The organism is Streptomyces sp. NPDC039480, assembly GCF_055597165.1.
Map to the genome: position 1 here is coordinate 140,578 of NZ_JBVITX010000018.1, position 14,420 is coordinate 154,997.

Below are 14,420 nucleotides of genomic sequence, written 5' to 3' on the forward strand. Positions count from 1 at the left end.
GGACCGGCGAAAGCCGTGGAACGACCCGATCAGACAAGGGAGTTGTGGATGTCCCCTACCGCCCGATCCTCCGGCCGGCCCCTGCGAAGACGCCTGGCCCGTTTCAACCGCAGGTTCGCCAACCGTGTCGTGGGCCCGGTGCTCACCCGCCTGCCGGGCTTCGGCGCCGTGCTGCACCGCGGCCGCACGTCGGGGCGTACCTACCGCACCCCCGTCAAGGTGTTCCGCAACGGCCCGTACTACGTCATATCGCTGCCCTATGGGCCGCAGTCGGACTGGGTGCGCAACACCCTGGCCCACAACGGCTGCGAGCTGCGCACCCTGGGCCGGCGCATCCAGCTGGCCGAGCCGCGGGTGTTCGTGGACGAACACCAAAGCGCCCTGCCGGCGCCGCTGCGGCCCCTCCTGCGCCGCTTCAAGGCCTTCGACTTCATCGAGCTGCGCCCCGTGCGGCCCGGAACGGCCGGGCCCGGGGCCGCGCGGCGCCCCTGAGCCCGGGCCGGCCGGGGCTGGGATGCGGGCTCTCAGCGGCCCTTGTGCGACTTCATGTACCAGGCGGCGGCGATGCCGAGGACGACGAGGACGAGAAGGATCTTCATGGTTGTCGGCTTTCCCCGATCGGGCGGGACATGCCTGCCAGGGCCCGGCAAAAGGTCCTGTCCTGCGCGTTTTGCCGGTCGGGGGGCAGGGCACCCGGGGCCGCGACCGCAGCGGCAGCCACCCGGCCGGGCACTCGATGGCGAGGTGTTCCGGTGGTGAGCTGCCGCCACCTTGCGGAAGGTAGGAGCAGGCGCGGCGGGGCCCGGCAGGCCCCGCGCCCGGCCGCACGCCACAGAAAGGCAGCAGCAGATGAAGGACTCCCCCGGCAACGGCGACGCCCATGACGGCGGTCAGGGTCCGCAGGACCCCACAACCAAGGGGCCGCGGCCGGACTTCCCCCAGCAGGACCAGCAGGTGCCGGGGTGGACCGGCGCCATGGACCCGCCGCCCGATCACGGCGAGGACTCCTACCGCGGCTCCGGGCTGCTGCGGGACCGGGCCGCGCTGATCACCGGGGGTGATTCCGGTATCGGGCGGGCGGTGGCCATCGCCGTGGCCCGCGAGGGGGCCGACGTCGTCTTCACCCACCTGCCCGCCGAGGCCGACGAGGCGCGCGAGACCGTGCGCTGGGTGGAGGAGGCCGGGCGCCGGGCCGTCGCGGTGGAGTGCGACATCCGCGAGGAGGAGCAGTGCCGCAGGCTCGTGGAGCGTGCGGTGGCCGAGTTCGGGCGGATCGATCTGCTGGTCAACAACGCCGCCTACCAGATGTCCCAGCCCAAGGGCATCCAGGACATCTCCACCGAGCAGTTCGACCGGGTCGTGCGCACCAACCTGTACGGCATGTTCTGGCTGTGCAAGATGGCGGTGCCGCACATTCCGCGCGGCGGCTCGATCATCAACACCACCTCGGTGCAGGCCTACAAGCCCAGTCCGCACCTGCTGGACTACGCCATGACCAAGGGCGCCATCGTCACCTTCACCCAGGGACTGGCGCAGATGCTGGCCGAGGACGGGATCCGCGTCAACGCGGTGGCGCCGGGGCCGGTGTGGACGCCGCTGATCCCCGCGACGCTGCCGGACACCGCCGAGTTCGGCAAGCAGGCGCCGCTGGGCCGGCCCGCGCAGCCCGCGGAGATGGCGCCCGCCTATGTCTTCCTCGCCTCGGAGCACGCGAGTTTCATCACCGCCGAGGTCATGAACGCCACCGGCGGCACACCCCTGCCCTAAACCCCCCCGGGCACCCAGGTATCCCGGGCCGTGTGCCGGGCATTGTGAGCGTTTTTCGAGGACGAGGATGGTGAGCGAGATCTGGCGCGCGGTGGCGTGGGACGTACAGGCCATCTGGAACGCGGCCCGGCGGGCGGTGGCGGCACCGGGCCCCGAGCGTGACACCACGGTCCAGTCGCTCAAGGCGGCCGGGGCCGGCGTGCTGGCCTGGGCGCTGGCCGGCTGGTGGTGGAGCGCGCCGATGGCGCTGCTGGCGCCGTGGACGGCGCTGTTCATCGTGCAGAGCACCGTCTACCGCTCGGTGCGCTCGGCGCTGCAGCAGTTCGCGGTGGTGGTCACCGGCACCCTGCTGGCGGCGGGCGGCTCGATGGTGACGGGCAACAACTCCCTGGCCGCGATGGCGATCGTGCTGCCGGTCACGGTGCTGCTGAGCGGCTACGCCCGGTTCGGCACCCAGGGCGTCTACGCGCCCACCGCCGCCCTGTTCGTGCTGGGCTATGGGACGTACACGGGCTTCGACATCCTGCACCGGCTCTTCGAGACGGTGCTCGGCGCCGTCATCGGGATCGTGGTGAACGCCGTGGTGCTGCCCCCCGTCCACGGGCGGGACGTGCGGCATCTGCGGGCCCGGCTGGCCCAGGAGAGCGCCGAGCTGCTGTACGCGGTCGCCGACGGCGTGGAGGAGAACTTCGACCAGGAGCAGGCCGCAACCTGGCACGACCGGGCGCAGCGGCTGACCGACCTGGTGACCGACCTGCGCACGGCCAGGCGCTGGTCGCACGAGAGCTACCGCCTCAACCCGGGCCGCAAGCTGCGCCGCTCCGAGCCGCTGCTGCCCTCCGCGGACTGGGACTTCGCCTGGGACCGCATCAGCGACCAGGTCCGGGTGATGCTGCGGACGCTGGCCGAGACGAGCCAGGACCGGCCGGCGCTGACCGATGTGCCCGCCGAGGCCCGGCAGATCCTGACCGAGCTGCTGCGGTCGGCCGGTGACCTGTGCGCGCTGGACGACTACGCCGACGCCGAGGCCCGGGCGAAGGCCATGAAGGACTCCGCGCGCACCGGCGGTGCCCCGCCGGGCGGTGTGGACCGGGCGGCCGAGCGGCAGGCCGCCCTGCGGGCGGCGCAGGAGGCGCACGGCCGCCTGGTGCAGTTGCTCACCGACGGCCGCCACCAGGCCACTCCGGCCCTGGGCGGCCTGGCCGCGGACACCCAGCGGCTGCTGGGCGATCTGGCGGTCGTGGCGGCCGGCCGGCCCTCGGACGGGTCCGCGGACTCCGAGGAGGCCGGCGCCGAAGGAAAGAAAACAGAAGGGACATCACCCATGCAGCACAGCAACCGTGACCAGAACTCGGGCCGGCCCGCGCAGACCGCGGCCGAAGAGGTCTTCGACGAGGTGGAGGACGCCGAGACGCGGCCCGTACCCGATGAGCGGCGGGAACACGCGAAGGACGGCGAGGCCGGCGACACCCTCACGCCCAGCCCCACCGCGCAGGAGGACATCCACAAGAACGGCAAGGCCGGCAAGGCCGGTAGGGAGGGCGAGAAGGGCTGAGGTCACCGGCCGGGCGGCTGCCACTCGAACATGAGGATGGTGGCGTCGTCCCGGAGCCGGTTGGGCTGCGCGTCCAGGATCGAGTGGATGAGGCGGCGCAGCGCCTCCGCCGCCACCTCTCCGGCGGCGGAGGCGCGGATGATCGAGTCGGCGAACCGTTCGAGTCCGAACTCGGTGCCGTCCGCCAGCCGTGCCTCGGTCACGCCGTCGGTGTACAGGAGCACGCGGTCGCCGGGTTCGAGTCTCATCTCGTGCACCTGGCGGTCGGTGGTGCGATAGGGAGCGGAGAAGCCAAGGGGCGGGTCGGGTTCGCGTTCCAGGGCTTTGTCGACGAGCCGGTTGTCGCGGATCAGCAGGGGCGGCGGGTGTCCGCAGTTGCTCCAGCGCAGCACGCCGCTGGCCAGGTCGAGCCGGGTGAGCACGCCGGTGCAGAACTGGTCGGGCAGCCACTGGCCGAGTGCCGCGTCCACGGCCTCCAGGAGTTCGGGCAGGTCCGATCCGGTGCGCCGGCCGTTGCGGCAGGCGGCCAGGGCGACCGCCGTGGTGAGGCCGGAGAGCAGGTTGTGGCCCATGGCGTCGACGATCGTGGCGTGCAGGGCCGTTCGGGTGAGGTTGTGGTCGAAGGCGTCGCCGCCGATCTCGTAGGCGGGCTCCAGCACGGCGGTCGAGACGACGTGGGTGTTGCCGATGGTGCGCGGCGGCAGGAAGGCACGGAGCATCTCGGCGGGCAGGCGCATGGGTTCGGAGCGGGTGCGCCGGACCAGGGCGTCCTTGTAGGCGCGCTTGGAGGTGATCATCATGGCCAGGAGGGAGGCCAGGGCCCGGCCGCGCCGCAGCAGGGCGGGGTCCAGGAACGGTGCGTGGACGGCGACCACGCCCAGGCGTTCGGCGCCGTCCAGGAGGGGCAGCCAGGCGGTCATGCCTCCGGTGGGGGACTCCTCCACGCGCAGGGACACGGTGCGGTAGGCCCAGCCGGCCAGGGAGTCGTCCACGTCGGCGACCGGGGCGTCGTCGCTCAGCGGGACCAGCCGGCGCTGCTGGAGGTCGGCGAGGTAGACCATGGCCTGGGGCACGCCCAGGGCCGTCGCGCACCGGGTGACGGCGGTGGCCAGGTCCAGGACGGCGTTGGCCGGGTCCGCGAGGAACTCCTCGAGTCCACTGGGCGGCTCCGAGGTCGGCACGTCTTCTCCCTTCCACAGCGGTCCGCAGCGGCGTCGCGCGACACGAGCAGTCTCACACCGCCGTGCCGTGCCTGCCCGGCGCGCGGGCCGGCTCACCCGTGTCGCCGATCCGGCGCGGTTGGTCCACGGTGATCAGTACGAGTTGTCCCGCCCTGCGCGGGTACCTGCACCCCAGCTCCGGAACGGCCGGCGGCAAAGGGAGTCGGCGCCCGCCGGAGCCGAGCGGTGGAGAGGAGACACATCGTGAGTGAACAGGTACCGGCCTCCCCCGGCGCGGACGGCAGCACACCGGTGCCCAGGGACCCGCCCGACCAGCAGGCCGACGGCGGCCAGGACCCCTGGGACCTGCAGTTCGACGAGGACAAGGGCCAGGGCAAGGACAAGGGCCAGGGCGAGAACGAGGAACCGGCCCCACCCCAGACCAAGGGTCAAGCTCAGGGTCAGGGTGAGGGTGAGGACGTGCCCGACACGGACGAGGCCGGCACCGGCCGGCGCGGCAGCTCCCCGGCGGCGGAGGAACCTTCCTCATCGCCGGTGCCGGAGGAGCCCTCGGGTTGAGGGCCCGGCAGCACGAACGCGCGGAACGCGAGGAAAGGGAGACGACGGTGAGCGATGCGGATGAGAACCCGGCGCGGGTCACGGTGGAGCTGAGCGGTGCGGCGGACGACGCCGGGAGCGTCTTCGGTGTCCTGGAGGCGGTCTACGCCTCGGACCGGGACGGCAGTCCGGCGCCCGCGGAGACCTCGTCGGGGCCGACCGTGTGGAACGGCGTCTTCGACACCGCCCGCCCGGCGGGCAGTGAGCCGGGCGAGGCGCCGTCGCTGAGCGGTCCGGTGACCGCCGCGGTGCAGGGCGGCTATGTCGCGGTCGACCAGATCGTCAAGGTGCTCTCGGCGGCCTTCGCCGTCACCGAGGAAGGCTCCGCCTCCGGCGACCAGGAAAAGGACGTGAGCCTACGCCTGGAAAACCGGTGACCTCACCCTCCCCCCTCCCCCGCCCGGCGGCCCGAACCGCCGGGCGGGGGCATGTCGGGGGTGGTGGCCCCGGCCGGGCCTGACCGGCCCTGAGGAGCAGCTGCGGGACGCCGGGCTGGCTGTCCTCCTTCCTGCGGATGAGGTATCGGCCGCCCGATGAGGTCCCGTGCGTCCGGCCCGCTCTGGGCGGCCGCACCTGCGGGGCGGCGGGAAAGCCGTTCTCGTTCCTGCGGATGAGGTGTCGTCGGTCGCCGATGAGGTGAGCGGAGGGACGGCGCATGCCGGGCAGGGCGTCCTGCCGGTAACGGGCGTACGCAGGGCGCCCTGGCCCCTGCGCGTTCTCATCCGGGGTCGGGCAGTGCTGTCCCGCAGCGGGCGCAGTAGTGGGCGTCGGGTTCGCCGGCCAGGCGGCCGCACTGGGGGCAGACCCGTCCCAGCAGGCAGGCGGGCTCCCCGGCGCCGGCGGCCGCCTCCGGGCCGGTCTGCGGCAGCGGGCGGTGGTGGGCGGTGGTGTAGGTGAGTCCGCTCTTTCCCGCCCGCAGCGAGCGCGGGGTGCGGGCGGGCAGCCAGGCCAGCGCGCCGGGCGTGAGCGCCAGCACCTGCCCGGGGATGCGCAGTTCGCCGCTGCCGGCCAGCACGGTGAGCAGGACCCCGTACCCGTTCTCGGTGTGCTCGCCCAGGTCCGCGCCGGGCGCCAGCCGTACGACGGCGGCGTCCAGGTCGCGCCCGGCACCGCCCAGCGACCACACGACGCTGATCCGCCCTGATCCCGTGGCGCCGGTCCGCTCCGGGCCGACGAAGAGCGGGCGGGCACCGGCGGGCTCACTCATTCACACATCCCTTTCGGGCGGGGCACCTGGGGCGGAGGGCGCTGGGGCGGGGTCATCCGAAGTGTGCAGCAGCCGGGTCGCTCCTGGCGACGATTCGCCCCGCCCGCACGGCGCCTAGCGTTTTTCCCACGAGGTCGTCGACCCGCCGGACCGTTCCGTGTCCGGCGCCCGGTCCGGCCCGCCCCGCAGGAGAGGGAAACGGTGCTGTCATGACCGAACCGAGCGAACTCACCAAACCGAGCGAACTCACCGAACCGATCGAGCTGAGCGAACCGAGTGGGCTGACCGGGGCCGCCGGTCTGCCCGGTCTGCTCGCGCAGTTGCGGCGGCTGGCCGGGCTGCCCCTGGAGCGCGGTGAGACGCTGCCGCCCCAGGCGTACACCTCCCCCGCCTGGTACGAGCGCGAGAGGGAGCAGATCTTCGGGCGGGACTGGCTGTGCGTGGCGCGCAGCGACGAAGTGGCCGCTCCCGGCGACTATCTGCGGGTGGATGTCGCGGGTCATCCGCTGGTCATCACCCGGGACGAGCAGGGTGAGCTGCACGCCCTGTCCCGGGTGTGCCGGCACCGCTTCATGGACGTACTGCCGCCGGAGACCACCCCCGAGAGCGGCAATCTGACGCGGCTCACCTGCCCGTACCACACCTGGACCTACCGGCTGGACGGCCGCTATGCGGGGCAGTTGGCCGGGGCGCCGCTGATGAACAAGGTGGACTTCGGTCCGCGTGAGCGGGCGGCGTGCCGGCTGCCGCAGGCGCGGGTGACGCAGTGGCAGGGTTTCGTGCTGGTGTGCCTGGATCCCGACGCCCCGCCCCTGGAGCCCCAACTTGCGGGCCTGGAGGAGCGGTTGGCCGATTACGGGCTCGCCGAGTGGCGGACGGTGGCCGTCGAGGCGTGGCAGGACGTGCCCGCCAACTGGAAGGTGGCGGTGGAGAACGGTTCGGAGAACTACCACCACATGGGTACGCACGCGCAGACCCTGGAGCCGGTGCTGCCCGGGCGCACCACGGTCCTGGACGAGTGCGAGGGCCGCTGGTTCACGATGTTCACCCCCTATGCGCAGGTGCCGGATGCCGGGCCGCCCCAGGGGATGCTGCTGGCCGGGCTGTTCCCGCAGTGTGTGCTGGCGCTGCTGCCGGATTCGGCGGTGTGGGTGCGCTGGCTGCCCACCGGCCCGGCCACGCATGCGGCGCGCTTCGGTCTGCTGGTGCCGCCGGGGAGTGAGCCGAGTGCAGAGCAGCTGGCCGAGGCCCGGGAGTCGGTGCGGGTGCTGCAGGGTGAGGACCTGGTGGCCGTGCAGGGGGTGCAGCGGGGTCTGGAGAGCTCGCCGGGGCCCTCCAGTGGCCGTTTTTGTCATCTGGAGCGCCCGCTGTGGCAGTTCCAGCGCTACCTGGCAGGACGGCTGCTGCCGTGAGCGCCCAGGGCCGGGCGAAGCGGACGAAGCGGATACGAGTGCGCCTCGAGGTGCTGCTGATGAACTGCGGCTGGCACCGCACGGCCGCACGCTGCCGCGCGCCTGTTCACCAGGGCGCGGCCGGCCGCCGGGTGCCATTCACTCACGCACTTAGGAGGGCACCATGGTCACCCGACGCCGTCTGCTCGGCACAGGACTCGCCGCCGCGGGCGTAGGGCTCACCGGGGCGTCGTTCACCCCCCTGCTCGCCGTGGACCCGGCCAAGGCCAGCCCGGCCAAGGCCGGTCCGTCCACGGCGGCCACCCCCGAACTGTTCACCCGGCCCATGCCGTTGTTGCCGGTGCTCAGACCCACTTTCCGCACCTCCACCGCCGATCACTACGACGTCACCATGCGCGCGGTCCGCAAGGAGGTCCTGCCGGGAATCCAGACCGACCTGCTGACCTACAACGGGCACTTTCCCGGCGCGACCATCAAGGCGCGCACCGGGCGCCCGGTGATCGTGCGCCAGCGCAACGAGCTGGACGTGGCCACCTCGGTGCACCTGCACGGCGCGTCGGTGACCCAGGCCAACGACGGGGATCCGATGGACACCCTGGCACCGGGCGGCGAGCGTATCTACACCTATCCCAACAAGCAGCCGCACGCCTCACTGTGGTACCACGACCACGCCCACCACAAGGAGTCGGAGAACGTCTACCGCGGACTGCACGGCAGCTATCTGCTGACCGACGCCATCGAGGACAAACTGCCGCTGCCCAAGGGCGAGTACGACGTGGTGGTCGCCATCCGCGACGCGCACTTCGATGCGGCGGGCCAGCTCGTCTACACCATGGACGACCAGCAGCGCAGCACCCTGCTGGTCAACGGTGTGCCCTACCCCTACTTCCAGGTCGCGGCCCGCAAGTACCGGCTGCGGTTCGCCAACATGTCCAACCAGCGCTTCATGGGCCTGCGGCTGGCCGACGGCGGCGAGATGATCCAGATCGGGTCGGACGGCGGTCTGCTGCCGCGCCCGCACACCACCGACTCCTTCATCCTCTCGCCGGGTGAGCGCGCCGATGTGGTCATCGACTTCTCGCGGTACGCGGTGGGCCACAAGGTGGTGCTGGAGAACACCATCATCTTCGCCGGCAACGCCGAGCAGGTCGGCCAGGTGATGCGGTTCGACGTGGTGCGCACCGCCGACGATCCCAGTTCGGTGCCTTCGGTGCTGCGTTCGCTGCCGGCGCTGCCGACGCCGACCAACGAGCGTTCCATCGCGATGCAGATGGAGGAGGGCGTCGCGCATCCCAAGGGGTTCATGGACGGCAAGATGTACGACCCCGCGCGGGTGGACGCCAACATCCGCTTCGGGGCCAGTGAGATATGGACGGTCACCAACACCAATGCGCGGGTGCCGCACAACTTCCACATGCACCTGGTGCAGTTCCGGGTTCTGGAGCGGGGCGGGAAGCCGCCGGCGCCCGGTGAGACGGGCCTGAAGGACACGGTGATCGTCGCGGCGGGCGAGACGGTCAAGCTCCAGGCGACGTTCGACAGTTACCGCGGCTCGTATGTGTACCACTGCCACATGCTCGACCACTCGGCGATGGGCATGATGGCCACGATGAGGATCAGCTGAGGTGAGGCCGCCTGCGGTCCCCCCGGGCCGCAGGCGGCCGCCCCGCCCCCCCTCTCCCGGGGCCGGGTCAGCCGAACTGGCCGACCTGGTAGTCCCCGGCGGGCTGCTGGGTCATGACGTTGACGCGGTTGAAGGCGTTGATGAGGGCGATCTGGCAGACCAGGGCGGCGAGTTGGTCCTCGTCGTAGTACTGGGCGGCGTCCGCCCAGGCGGCGTCGGTGACGCCGCCGGCCGCGTCGGCGGTCCGGGTGCCCTGTTCGGCCAGTTCCAGGGCCGCGCGCTCGGCGTCGGTGAAGACGGTGGCCTCGCGCCAGGCGGCGACCAGGTGCAGGCGCTGGGCGCTCTCCCCGGCGTGTGCGGCCTCCTTGGTGTGCAGGTCGATGCAGAAGCCGCAGCCGTTGATCTGGCTGGCGCGCAGCTCGACCAGTTCCATCGTCGCCGCCGGGACCGGTCCCTGCACGGTCGCCTTGCCCGCGGTGGCCAGGTGCTTCAGGAACCTGGCCGAGACCGGGTTGTCGAAGAGGTTCAAGCGGGTGTCCATGGCGGGCTCCTCTGTGGTGCTGGTGCGTACACAGCTCCGACGAGATGGCCCGGCGAAATGTGACAGCAGCCCATGTGACCTGCGTTGTCCATCTCGCCGGGCCGCGGTGGGGGCCCGGCGGGATGGTCAGCCGGTGGTCCAGGGGCGCAGCTTTTCGGGGTTGCGCACGGCCCACAGGTGCTTGATGCGGTCGCCGGCGAAGTCGAAGGCGAGCACCGAGACGGTGACGCCGCCCTGCTGGACCACCAGGCCGGGCTCGCCGTTGACGGTGCGCTCCAGGATGGTCAGGCCGGGCGCCTTGCCGGTGATGGTGACCAGGTAGCGGGCGATCTGCTCGCTGCCGCCGGTGGGGGGCGCGGCGTTGACCAGGCCGCCGCCGTCGGCCAGGCCGGTGGCGTCGGGGTCGAGCAGGCTGATGAGGGCGCCGATGTCCTTGGCCTCCCAGGCCTGCTTGAAGTCGCGGACGATGTCGGCGCGCTGGGCGGTGGCGGTGACGCCGTCCTGCTGGGCGCTGCGCAGCCGGCGGCGGGCGGAGGAGGCCAGCTGGCGGCAGGCGGCCGGGCTGCGGCCGACACTTTCGGCCACTTCGGCGAAGGAGTACCGGAAGACGTCGTGGAGGATGAACGCGACCCGCTCGGCCGGGGTCATCGACTCCAGGACGACGAGGAAGGCCATGTTGACCGACTCGTCCAGGGTGATGCGGTCGGCCGGGTCGGCGGTGCCGCTGGAGCGGCCGCTGATCCACTCGGAGTGGTCGGGCAGCGGCTCGGGGATCCACTCCCCCACATAGCGCTCGCGCCGCGCGCGGGCCGAGCCGAGCAGGTCCAGGCAGATGCGGCTGGCCACGGTGGTCAGCCAGCCGCCGGGCGAGGCGACGGCCTCGCGCTGCGCGCGGGACATGGCATACCAGCGGGCGTAGGCCTCCTGCACGACATCCTCGGCATCGGCCAGCGACCCCAAAAAGCGGTACGCGAGGTTGATCAGCTGACGCCGCTCGCTCAGGACCGCGCTCAGGTCCGCCTCAAGCCGGTCGTCTTCTGGCTCGGTCTGCGTCCTCATCGTGTCGCGTGCTCCTTTGGCCGAAAATGCCGTCATGGGATACGACGAGACAGCCGCCGGGAATGTGAGGTCGCCGGCCTTCTTGCGGTATTCCAGCGCCCTCCTAGTCGTATCAAATACTCATATGGCATGAGCAAACACAAAGTCATCGTCGAGCAGTACCGCGACGGGGTCCTCAGCGGCGATCACGAGAAGGTCCTGTCCCTGGTGACCGACGACGTGGTGTGGGAGAGCCTGGGCCAGCTGCGGGTGCAGGGCAAGGACGCGCTGCGGGGCGTCATCCACAACAAGGACGGCGTCGTGGAGAAGGACGTCGTGCAGCGCCCGTCCATCACCGTGGACCGGCTGATCGAGGAGGGCGACCATGTGGTCGCCACCGGCCGCGCCGCCCTGACCCTGCCCACCGGCGCCACCGCGGAGTTCCTCTTCTGCGACGTGTTCACCTTCGCCGGGGACGCGATCAGCCACCTGGAGAGCTACAAGGTGCCCCTGGGCGCCCCGCCGCAACAGGGCTGAAACGCGACGGCACTTGGCCGGGGCCCGGGTCTCAGCCCGCCGTCCAGGGGCGGAGCTTTTCGGGGTTGCGCACCGCCCAGATGTGCGTGATGCGGTCGTCCGCCACCTCGAAGGCGAGGACCGAGACGGTGACGCCGTTCTGCTGGGCGACCAGGCCGGGCTGGCCGTTGACGGTGCGCTCCAGGATCGTCAGGTCGGGGGCCCTGCCGGCGACGTCGGCGAAGACCCGGGCGATCTGTTCGCCGCCGGTGACCGGCCGCAGTTCGGCGCTGACCAGGCCGCCGCCGTCGGCGATCGTGGTGGCGTCGGGGTCCAGCAGGCCGATGAGGGCCTCGATGTCCTTGGCCTCCCAGGCCTGCTTGAAGTCGCGCACCAGATCGGCGCGCCGGGCGGGCGCGGCGGTGGGGGCCTGCGCGTGGGTGATGCGGCGGCGGGCGGAGGAGGCCAGCTGGCGGCAGGCGGCCGGGCTGCGGCCGACGATCTCGGCGACTTCGGCGAAGGAGTAGTGGAAGACGTCATGGAGGATGAACGCGACGCGCTCGGCCGGGGTCATGGAGTCGAGGACCACGAGGAAGGCCATGTTGACCGACTCGTCCAGGGTGATGCGGTCGGCCGGGTCTGCGGTGCCGCTGGAGCGGCCGCTGATCCACTCCATGTGGTCGGGCAGCGGCTCGGGAATCCACTCCCCCACATAGCGCTCGCGCCGCGCGCGGGCCGAGCCGAGCAGGTCCAGGCAGATGCGGCTGGCGACCCGCGTCAGCCAGCCGCCGGGCGCGGCGACGGCGTCCCGCTGCTGCTCGGACATGGCATACCAGCGGGCGTAGGTCTCCTGGACGACGTCCTCGGCGTCGGCCAGCGAGCCCAGGAAGCGGTACGCGAGGTTGATCAGCTGACGCCGCTCGCTGAGAACCGCGCTCAGGCCCGGTTCGAGACGGCTGTCCTCCGGCTGCGAATGCATGCTCATGATGTCGCCAACTCCCTTGGCTGCGCCCTGCCTTCACCCATATCGATGAGGCATTGCCCGAAGGTGGCGCGCGTCACCTCACATTACAACGGCCTGTGTCGTCGTACAGGCGGAGATCGAATTCCTGGCCGGGCTCCATCCCCCGGTCGCCCGGCCGAGGAATCCCGCTCTCCCGCCCCGGCTTCACTGCCGAAGCCGCTCATCACCTGCCAGGAGAATTCCCGTGACCTCAGCCCCGATCCGCGGCTCACCAGCACGGCCGGGCACGGCCTTCACGGCCCGTCGCCCGGTGCGCGAGACCCAGTGACAGACGCTGGGCGCCCTCGGCCGAAGCCGGCCGCGGGGCTCCAGTCAGCGGGGGCGCCGACAGCGCCGTTCAGGGCCGGCGGCGCCCCGCGAACTGGCCGCAGCGGCCGTGCCCGCCGGCGTCACCCCGTACAGAACACGCACACGAAAAGGAAACAGCTGTGGAACCTGTGAACGTTGCGATCATCTATTACAGCGCGACCGGCAACGTGCACACGTTGGCTCAGGCGGTGGCCGAGGGCGCGGAGAAGGCCGGCGCGAGCGTGCGGCTGCGCAAGGTCGCCGAGACCGCGCCGGAGGTGGCGATCAGCGCCAACCCGGCCTGGGTGCAGCACCGCGAGGCCACCACCGACATCGCCGAGGCCACCCACGACGACCTGGCCTGGGCGGACGCGGTCCTGTTCGGCACGCCCAGCCGGTTCGGGAACCCCGCGAGCCAGCTGCGGGCCTTCATCGACACCACCGGCCCCCTCTGGTTCGAAGGGAAGATCGCCGGGAAGGTGTTCTCCGCCTTCACCGCCAGCAACACCGCCCACGGCGGCCAGGAATCCACCATCCTGGCCCTGTCCAACACCTTCTACCACTGGGGCGGCATCATCGTGCCCCCCGGCTACACCGACCCCATCCAGTTCCAGTCCGGCAACCCGTACGGCACCTCGCACGTCGCCGGTGACGGGGCACCGGGCGAGGTCGCCCTGCAGGCCGCCCGCCACCAGGCACGCCGCGTCGTGGACACCGCCGCCGCCCTCAAAGCCGGCCACGCCGCCCTCTGAGACCGCACCCCTGGCGGGCACCGGGCATGGATGAAGGGCCGCCGGCCATCAGGCCGGCGGCCCCCCTTTTTTTGCTTGTGTGCTGAGGGTGCCCCTGGGTGGGTTCAGGAGGGGATCCAGTCCCGTTGGATGTGGGGGGTGGGGATGCTCAAAGCCCGCATGTGTTCGATGGGGTTGGTGTATTCGCGGCTGGCGGCGATGAGTCCGTCGGCCAGGGTGAAGCCGTGGATGAAGTGGTTGCGGTAGCGGCCTTCGGGATAGTTGGGGAAGCGGATGGTGCCCTCTCCGTCGCACTCCACCCAGATGACGGCCGGGTCCTGGGTCTCGTAGAGGTGGACGTTAAACCATTCCCAGTCCGGCAGGACCTGCAGGGACAGTTCACCGTGGCGCTGGAGGTTGTCGCGGCCCTTGACGGTGATGGGCCGGCCGATGTCGGTGTTGAACAGCGAGGCGGTGCCGTCCTGGGTGTAGAGGGTGTAGCGGCGCAGCCGGGCCTGGGGGCCGGTTTCCATGTACTGCTCCACGGCCCGCCGGTTGCGGGCGCGCAGGTCGAGGTGGCTGGTGAACACCGGTCCGTCGGCCACGTGCTGGACGGTGGGCTGGGGGCTGGTCATGGGTGTCTGTCTCCGTACAAAGGCGGGGGTGGGGGGTTCAGGGCTGGAGGCGGGTGGTGGTCCAGCCGGTCGGGGTGCGGTCGTAGCGCAGCCGTTCGTGCAGCCGGTCGGTGCCATTGGCCCAGAACTCCACCGCGTCGGGTTCCAGGCAGAACCCCACGAAGGCCTCGGGGCAGGGCAGCGGGCGTTCCAGGGCGCCCAGTTCGAGAGCCTGGGTGCGGATGGTCTCGAAGTGCTCGAGGTCGCGCAGGGGTTCGCTTTGCAGGGAGACGGTGGACATGGCGTGGGTGAACACCGCGCGCGC

Annotated in this window: 16 protein-coding genes; 9 read left to right on the forward strand and 7 right to left on the reverse strand. The window is 71.7% G+C overall.

Annotated elements, in window-relative coordinates; genetic code table 11:
- The first annotated feature begins 48 nt into the window (after positions 1-48).
- From ACZ56E_RS38550 to ACZ56E_RS38560, 3 genes are all read left to right on the forward strand, one after another.
- Positions 49-492 carry a nitroreductase/quinone reductase family protein gene (locus ACZ56E_RS38550; RefSeq protein WP_471221668.1) on the forward strand — a complete coding sequence of 148 codons (444 nt, stop codon included), beginning with the start codon at positions 49-51 and terminating at the stop codon, positions 490-492.
- Between the two features lie 357 nt (positions 493-849).
- Complete coding sequence (locus ACZ56E_RS38555; RefSeq protein WP_468612618.1) at positions 850-1,767, forward strand: SDR family oxidoreductase; 918 nt, start codon at positions 850-852, stop codon at positions 1,765-1,767.
- Positions 1,768-1,834: 67 nt separating this feature from the next.
- Complete coding sequence (locus tag ACZ56E_RS38560; RefSeq protein WP_471221669.1) at positions 1,835-3,322, forward strand: FUSC family protein; 1,488 nt, start codon at positions 1,835-1,837, stop codon at positions 3,320-3,322.
- 2 nt (positions 3,323-3,324) lie between these two features.
- Here the strand turns inward: ACZ56E_RS38560 and ACZ56E_RS38565 are convergent, their stop codons facing one another.
- Positions 3,325-4,503 carry a PP2C family protein-serine/threonine phosphatase gene (locus tag ACZ56E_RS38565; protein ID WP_468612615.1) on the reverse strand — a complete coding sequence of 393 codons (1,179 nt, stop codon included), beginning with the start codon at positions 4,501-4,503 and terminating at the stop codon, positions 3,325-3,327.
- A gap of 243 nt (positions 4,504-4,746) precedes the next feature.
- Here ACZ56E_RS38565 and ACZ56E_RS38570 point away from each other — a divergent pair, with 243 nt between their 5' ends.
- Both ACZ56E_RS38570 and ACZ56E_RS38575 read left to right on the forward strand, forming a co-directional pair.
- Entirely contained in the window at positions 4,747-5,061 is a 315-nt protein-coding gene (locus ACZ56E_RS38570; protein ID WP_471221670.1) for a hypothetical protein, read from the forward strand.
- Positions 5,062-5,108: 47 nt separating this feature from the next.
- Positions 5,109-5,477, forward strand: a complete 369-nt coding sequence (locus ACZ56E_RS38575) for a hypothetical protein (protein ID WP_471221671.1) — start codon at positions 5,109-5,111, stop codon at positions 5,475-5,477.
- A gap of 341 nt (positions 5,478-5,818) precedes the next feature.
- On the opposite strand, the gene ACZ56E_RS38580 is transcribed toward ACZ56E_RS38575, so the two are convergent.
- The gene (locus ACZ56E_RS38580) at positions 5,819-6,307 is read right to left on the reverse strand and encodes a hypothetical protein (RefSeq protein ID WP_471221672.1); all 489 of its coding nucleotides are present in this window, start codon (positions 6,305-6,307) and stop codon (positions 5,819-5,821) included.
- Between the two features lie 209 nt (positions 6,308-6,516).
- Here ACZ56E_RS38580 and ACZ56E_RS38585 point away from each other — a divergent pair, with 209 nt between their 5' ends.
- Positions 6,517-7,719, forward strand: coding sequence for an aromatic ring-hydroxylating oxygenase subunit alpha (locus ACZ56E_RS38585; protein WP_471221673.1), 1,203 nt, complete (start codon positions 6,517-6,519; stop codon positions 7,717-7,719).
- A gap of 163 nt (positions 7,720-7,882) precedes the next feature.
- Complete coding sequence (locus ACZ56E_RS38590; RefSeq protein ID WP_471221674.1) at positions 7,883-9,343, forward strand: multicopper oxidase family protein; 1,461 nt, start codon at positions 7,883-7,885, stop codon at positions 9,341-9,343.
- A 67-nt stretch (positions 9,344-9,410) separates the two neighbouring features.
- Here ACZ56E_RS38590 and ACZ56E_RS38595 read toward each other — a convergent pair whose 3' ends face one another.
- Both ACZ56E_RS38595 and sigJ (ACZ56E_RS38600) read right to left on the reverse strand, forming a co-directional pair.
- On the reverse strand, positions 9,411-9,884 hold the full coding sequence (locus tag ACZ56E_RS38595) for a carboxymuconolactone decarboxylase family protein (protein ID WP_471221675.1): 474 nt from the start codon (positions 9,882-9,884) through the stop codon (positions 9,411-9,413).
- Positions 9,885-10,010: 126 nt separating this feature from the next.
- Entirely contained in the window at positions 10,011-10,943 is a 933-nt protein-coding gene (gene sigJ, locus ACZ56E_RS38600) for an RNA polymerase sigma factor SigJ (protein ID WP_471221676.1), read from the reverse strand.
- A 129-nt stretch (positions 10,944-11,072) separates the two neighbouring features.
- On the opposite strand from sigJ (ACZ56E_RS38600), the gene ACZ56E_RS38605 reads away from it, so the two are divergent.
- Positions 11,073-11,459, forward strand: coding sequence for a nuclear transport factor 2 family protein (locus tag ACZ56E_RS38605; protein WP_471221677.1), 387 nt, complete (start codon positions 11,073-11,075; stop codon positions 11,457-11,459).
- A 31-nt stretch (positions 11,460-11,490) separates the two neighbouring features.
- Here the strand turns inward: ACZ56E_RS38605 and sigJ (ACZ56E_RS38610) are convergent, their stop codons facing one another.
- The gene (gene sigJ, locus ACZ56E_RS38610) at positions 11,491-12,423 is read right to left on the reverse strand and encodes an RNA polymerase sigma factor SigJ (RefSeq protein WP_471221678.1); all 933 of its coding nucleotides are present in this window, start codon (positions 12,421-12,423) and stop codon (positions 11,491-11,493) included.
- 467 nt (positions 12,424-12,890) lie between these two features.
- Here sigJ (ACZ56E_RS38610) and wrbA point away from each other — a divergent pair, with 467 nt between their 5' ends.
- Positions 12,891-13,502 carry an NAD(P)H:quinone oxidoreductase gene (gene wrbA, locus ACZ56E_RS38615; protein WP_471221679.1) on the forward strand — a complete coding sequence of 204 codons (612 nt, stop codon included), beginning with the start codon at positions 12,891-12,893 and terminating at the stop codon, positions 13,500-13,502.
- A gap of 104 nt (positions 13,503-13,606) precedes the next feature.
- Here wrbA and ACZ56E_RS38620 read toward each other — a convergent pair whose 3' ends face one another.
- Positions 13,607-14,116, reverse strand: a complete 510-nt coding sequence (locus ACZ56E_RS38620; RefSeq protein WP_471221680.1) for a PhzA/PhzB family protein — start codon at positions 14,114-14,116, stop codon at positions 13,607-13,609.
- A 37-nt stretch (positions 14,117-14,153) separates the two neighbouring features.
- Positions 14,154-14,420 (reverse strand): pyridoxine 5'-phosphate oxidase C-terminal domain-containing protein (locus ACZ56E_RS38625; protein WP_471221681.1); only part of this gene is annotated, 267 nt, incomplete at its 5' end.

What these genes read in the sequence shown, in the direction of transcription:
- ACZ56E_RS38585 (WP_471221673.1), top strand. Translation starts at nt 6,517, where the DNA reads ATGACCGAACCGAGCGAACTCACCAAACCGAGCGAACTCACCGAACCG.
- sigJ (WP_471221676.1), bottom strand. Translation starts at nt 10,943, where the DNA reads ATGAGGACGCAGACCGAGCCAGAAGACGACCGGCTTGAGGCGGACCTG.
- ACZ56E_RS38560 (WP_471221669.1), top strand. Translation starts at nt 1,835, where the DNA reads ATGGTGAGCGAGATCTGGCGCGCGGTGGCGTGGGACGTACAGGCCATC.
- ACZ56E_RS38605 (WP_471221677.1), top strand. Translation starts at nt 11,073, where the DNA reads ATGAGCAAACACAAAGTCATCGTCGAGCAGTACCGCGACGGGGTCCTC.
- ACZ56E_RS38595 (WP_471221675.1), bottom strand. Translation starts at nt 9,884, where the DNA reads ATGGACACCCGCTTGAACCTCTTCGACAACCCGGTCTCGGCCAGGTTC.
- ACZ56E_RS38620 (WP_471221680.1), bottom strand. Translation starts at nt 14,116, where the DNA reads ATGACCAGCCCCCAGCCCACCGTCCAGCACGTGGCCGACGGACCGGTG.
- ACZ56E_RS38550 (WP_471221668.1), top strand. Translation starts at nt 49, where the DNA reads ATGTCCCCTACCGCCCGATCCTCCGGCCGGCCCCTGCGAAGACGCCTG.
- ACZ56E_RS38590 (WP_471221674.1), top strand. Translation starts at nt 7,883, where the DNA reads ATGGTCACCCGACGCCGTCTGCTCGGCACAGGACTCGCCGCCGCGGGC.
- sigJ (WP_471221678.1), bottom strand. Translation starts at nt 12,423, where the DNA reads ATGAGCATGCATTCGCAGCCGGAGGACAGCCGTCTCGAACCGGGCCTG.
- ACZ56E_RS38555 (WP_468612618.1), top strand. Translation starts at nt 850, where the DNA reads ATGAAGGACTCCCCCGGCAACGGCGACGCCCATGACGGCGGTCAGGGT.
- ACZ56E_RS38580 (WP_471221672.1), bottom strand. Translation starts at nt 6,307, where the DNA reads ATGAGTGAGCCCGCCGGTGCCCGCCCGCTCTTCGTCGGCCCGGAGCGG.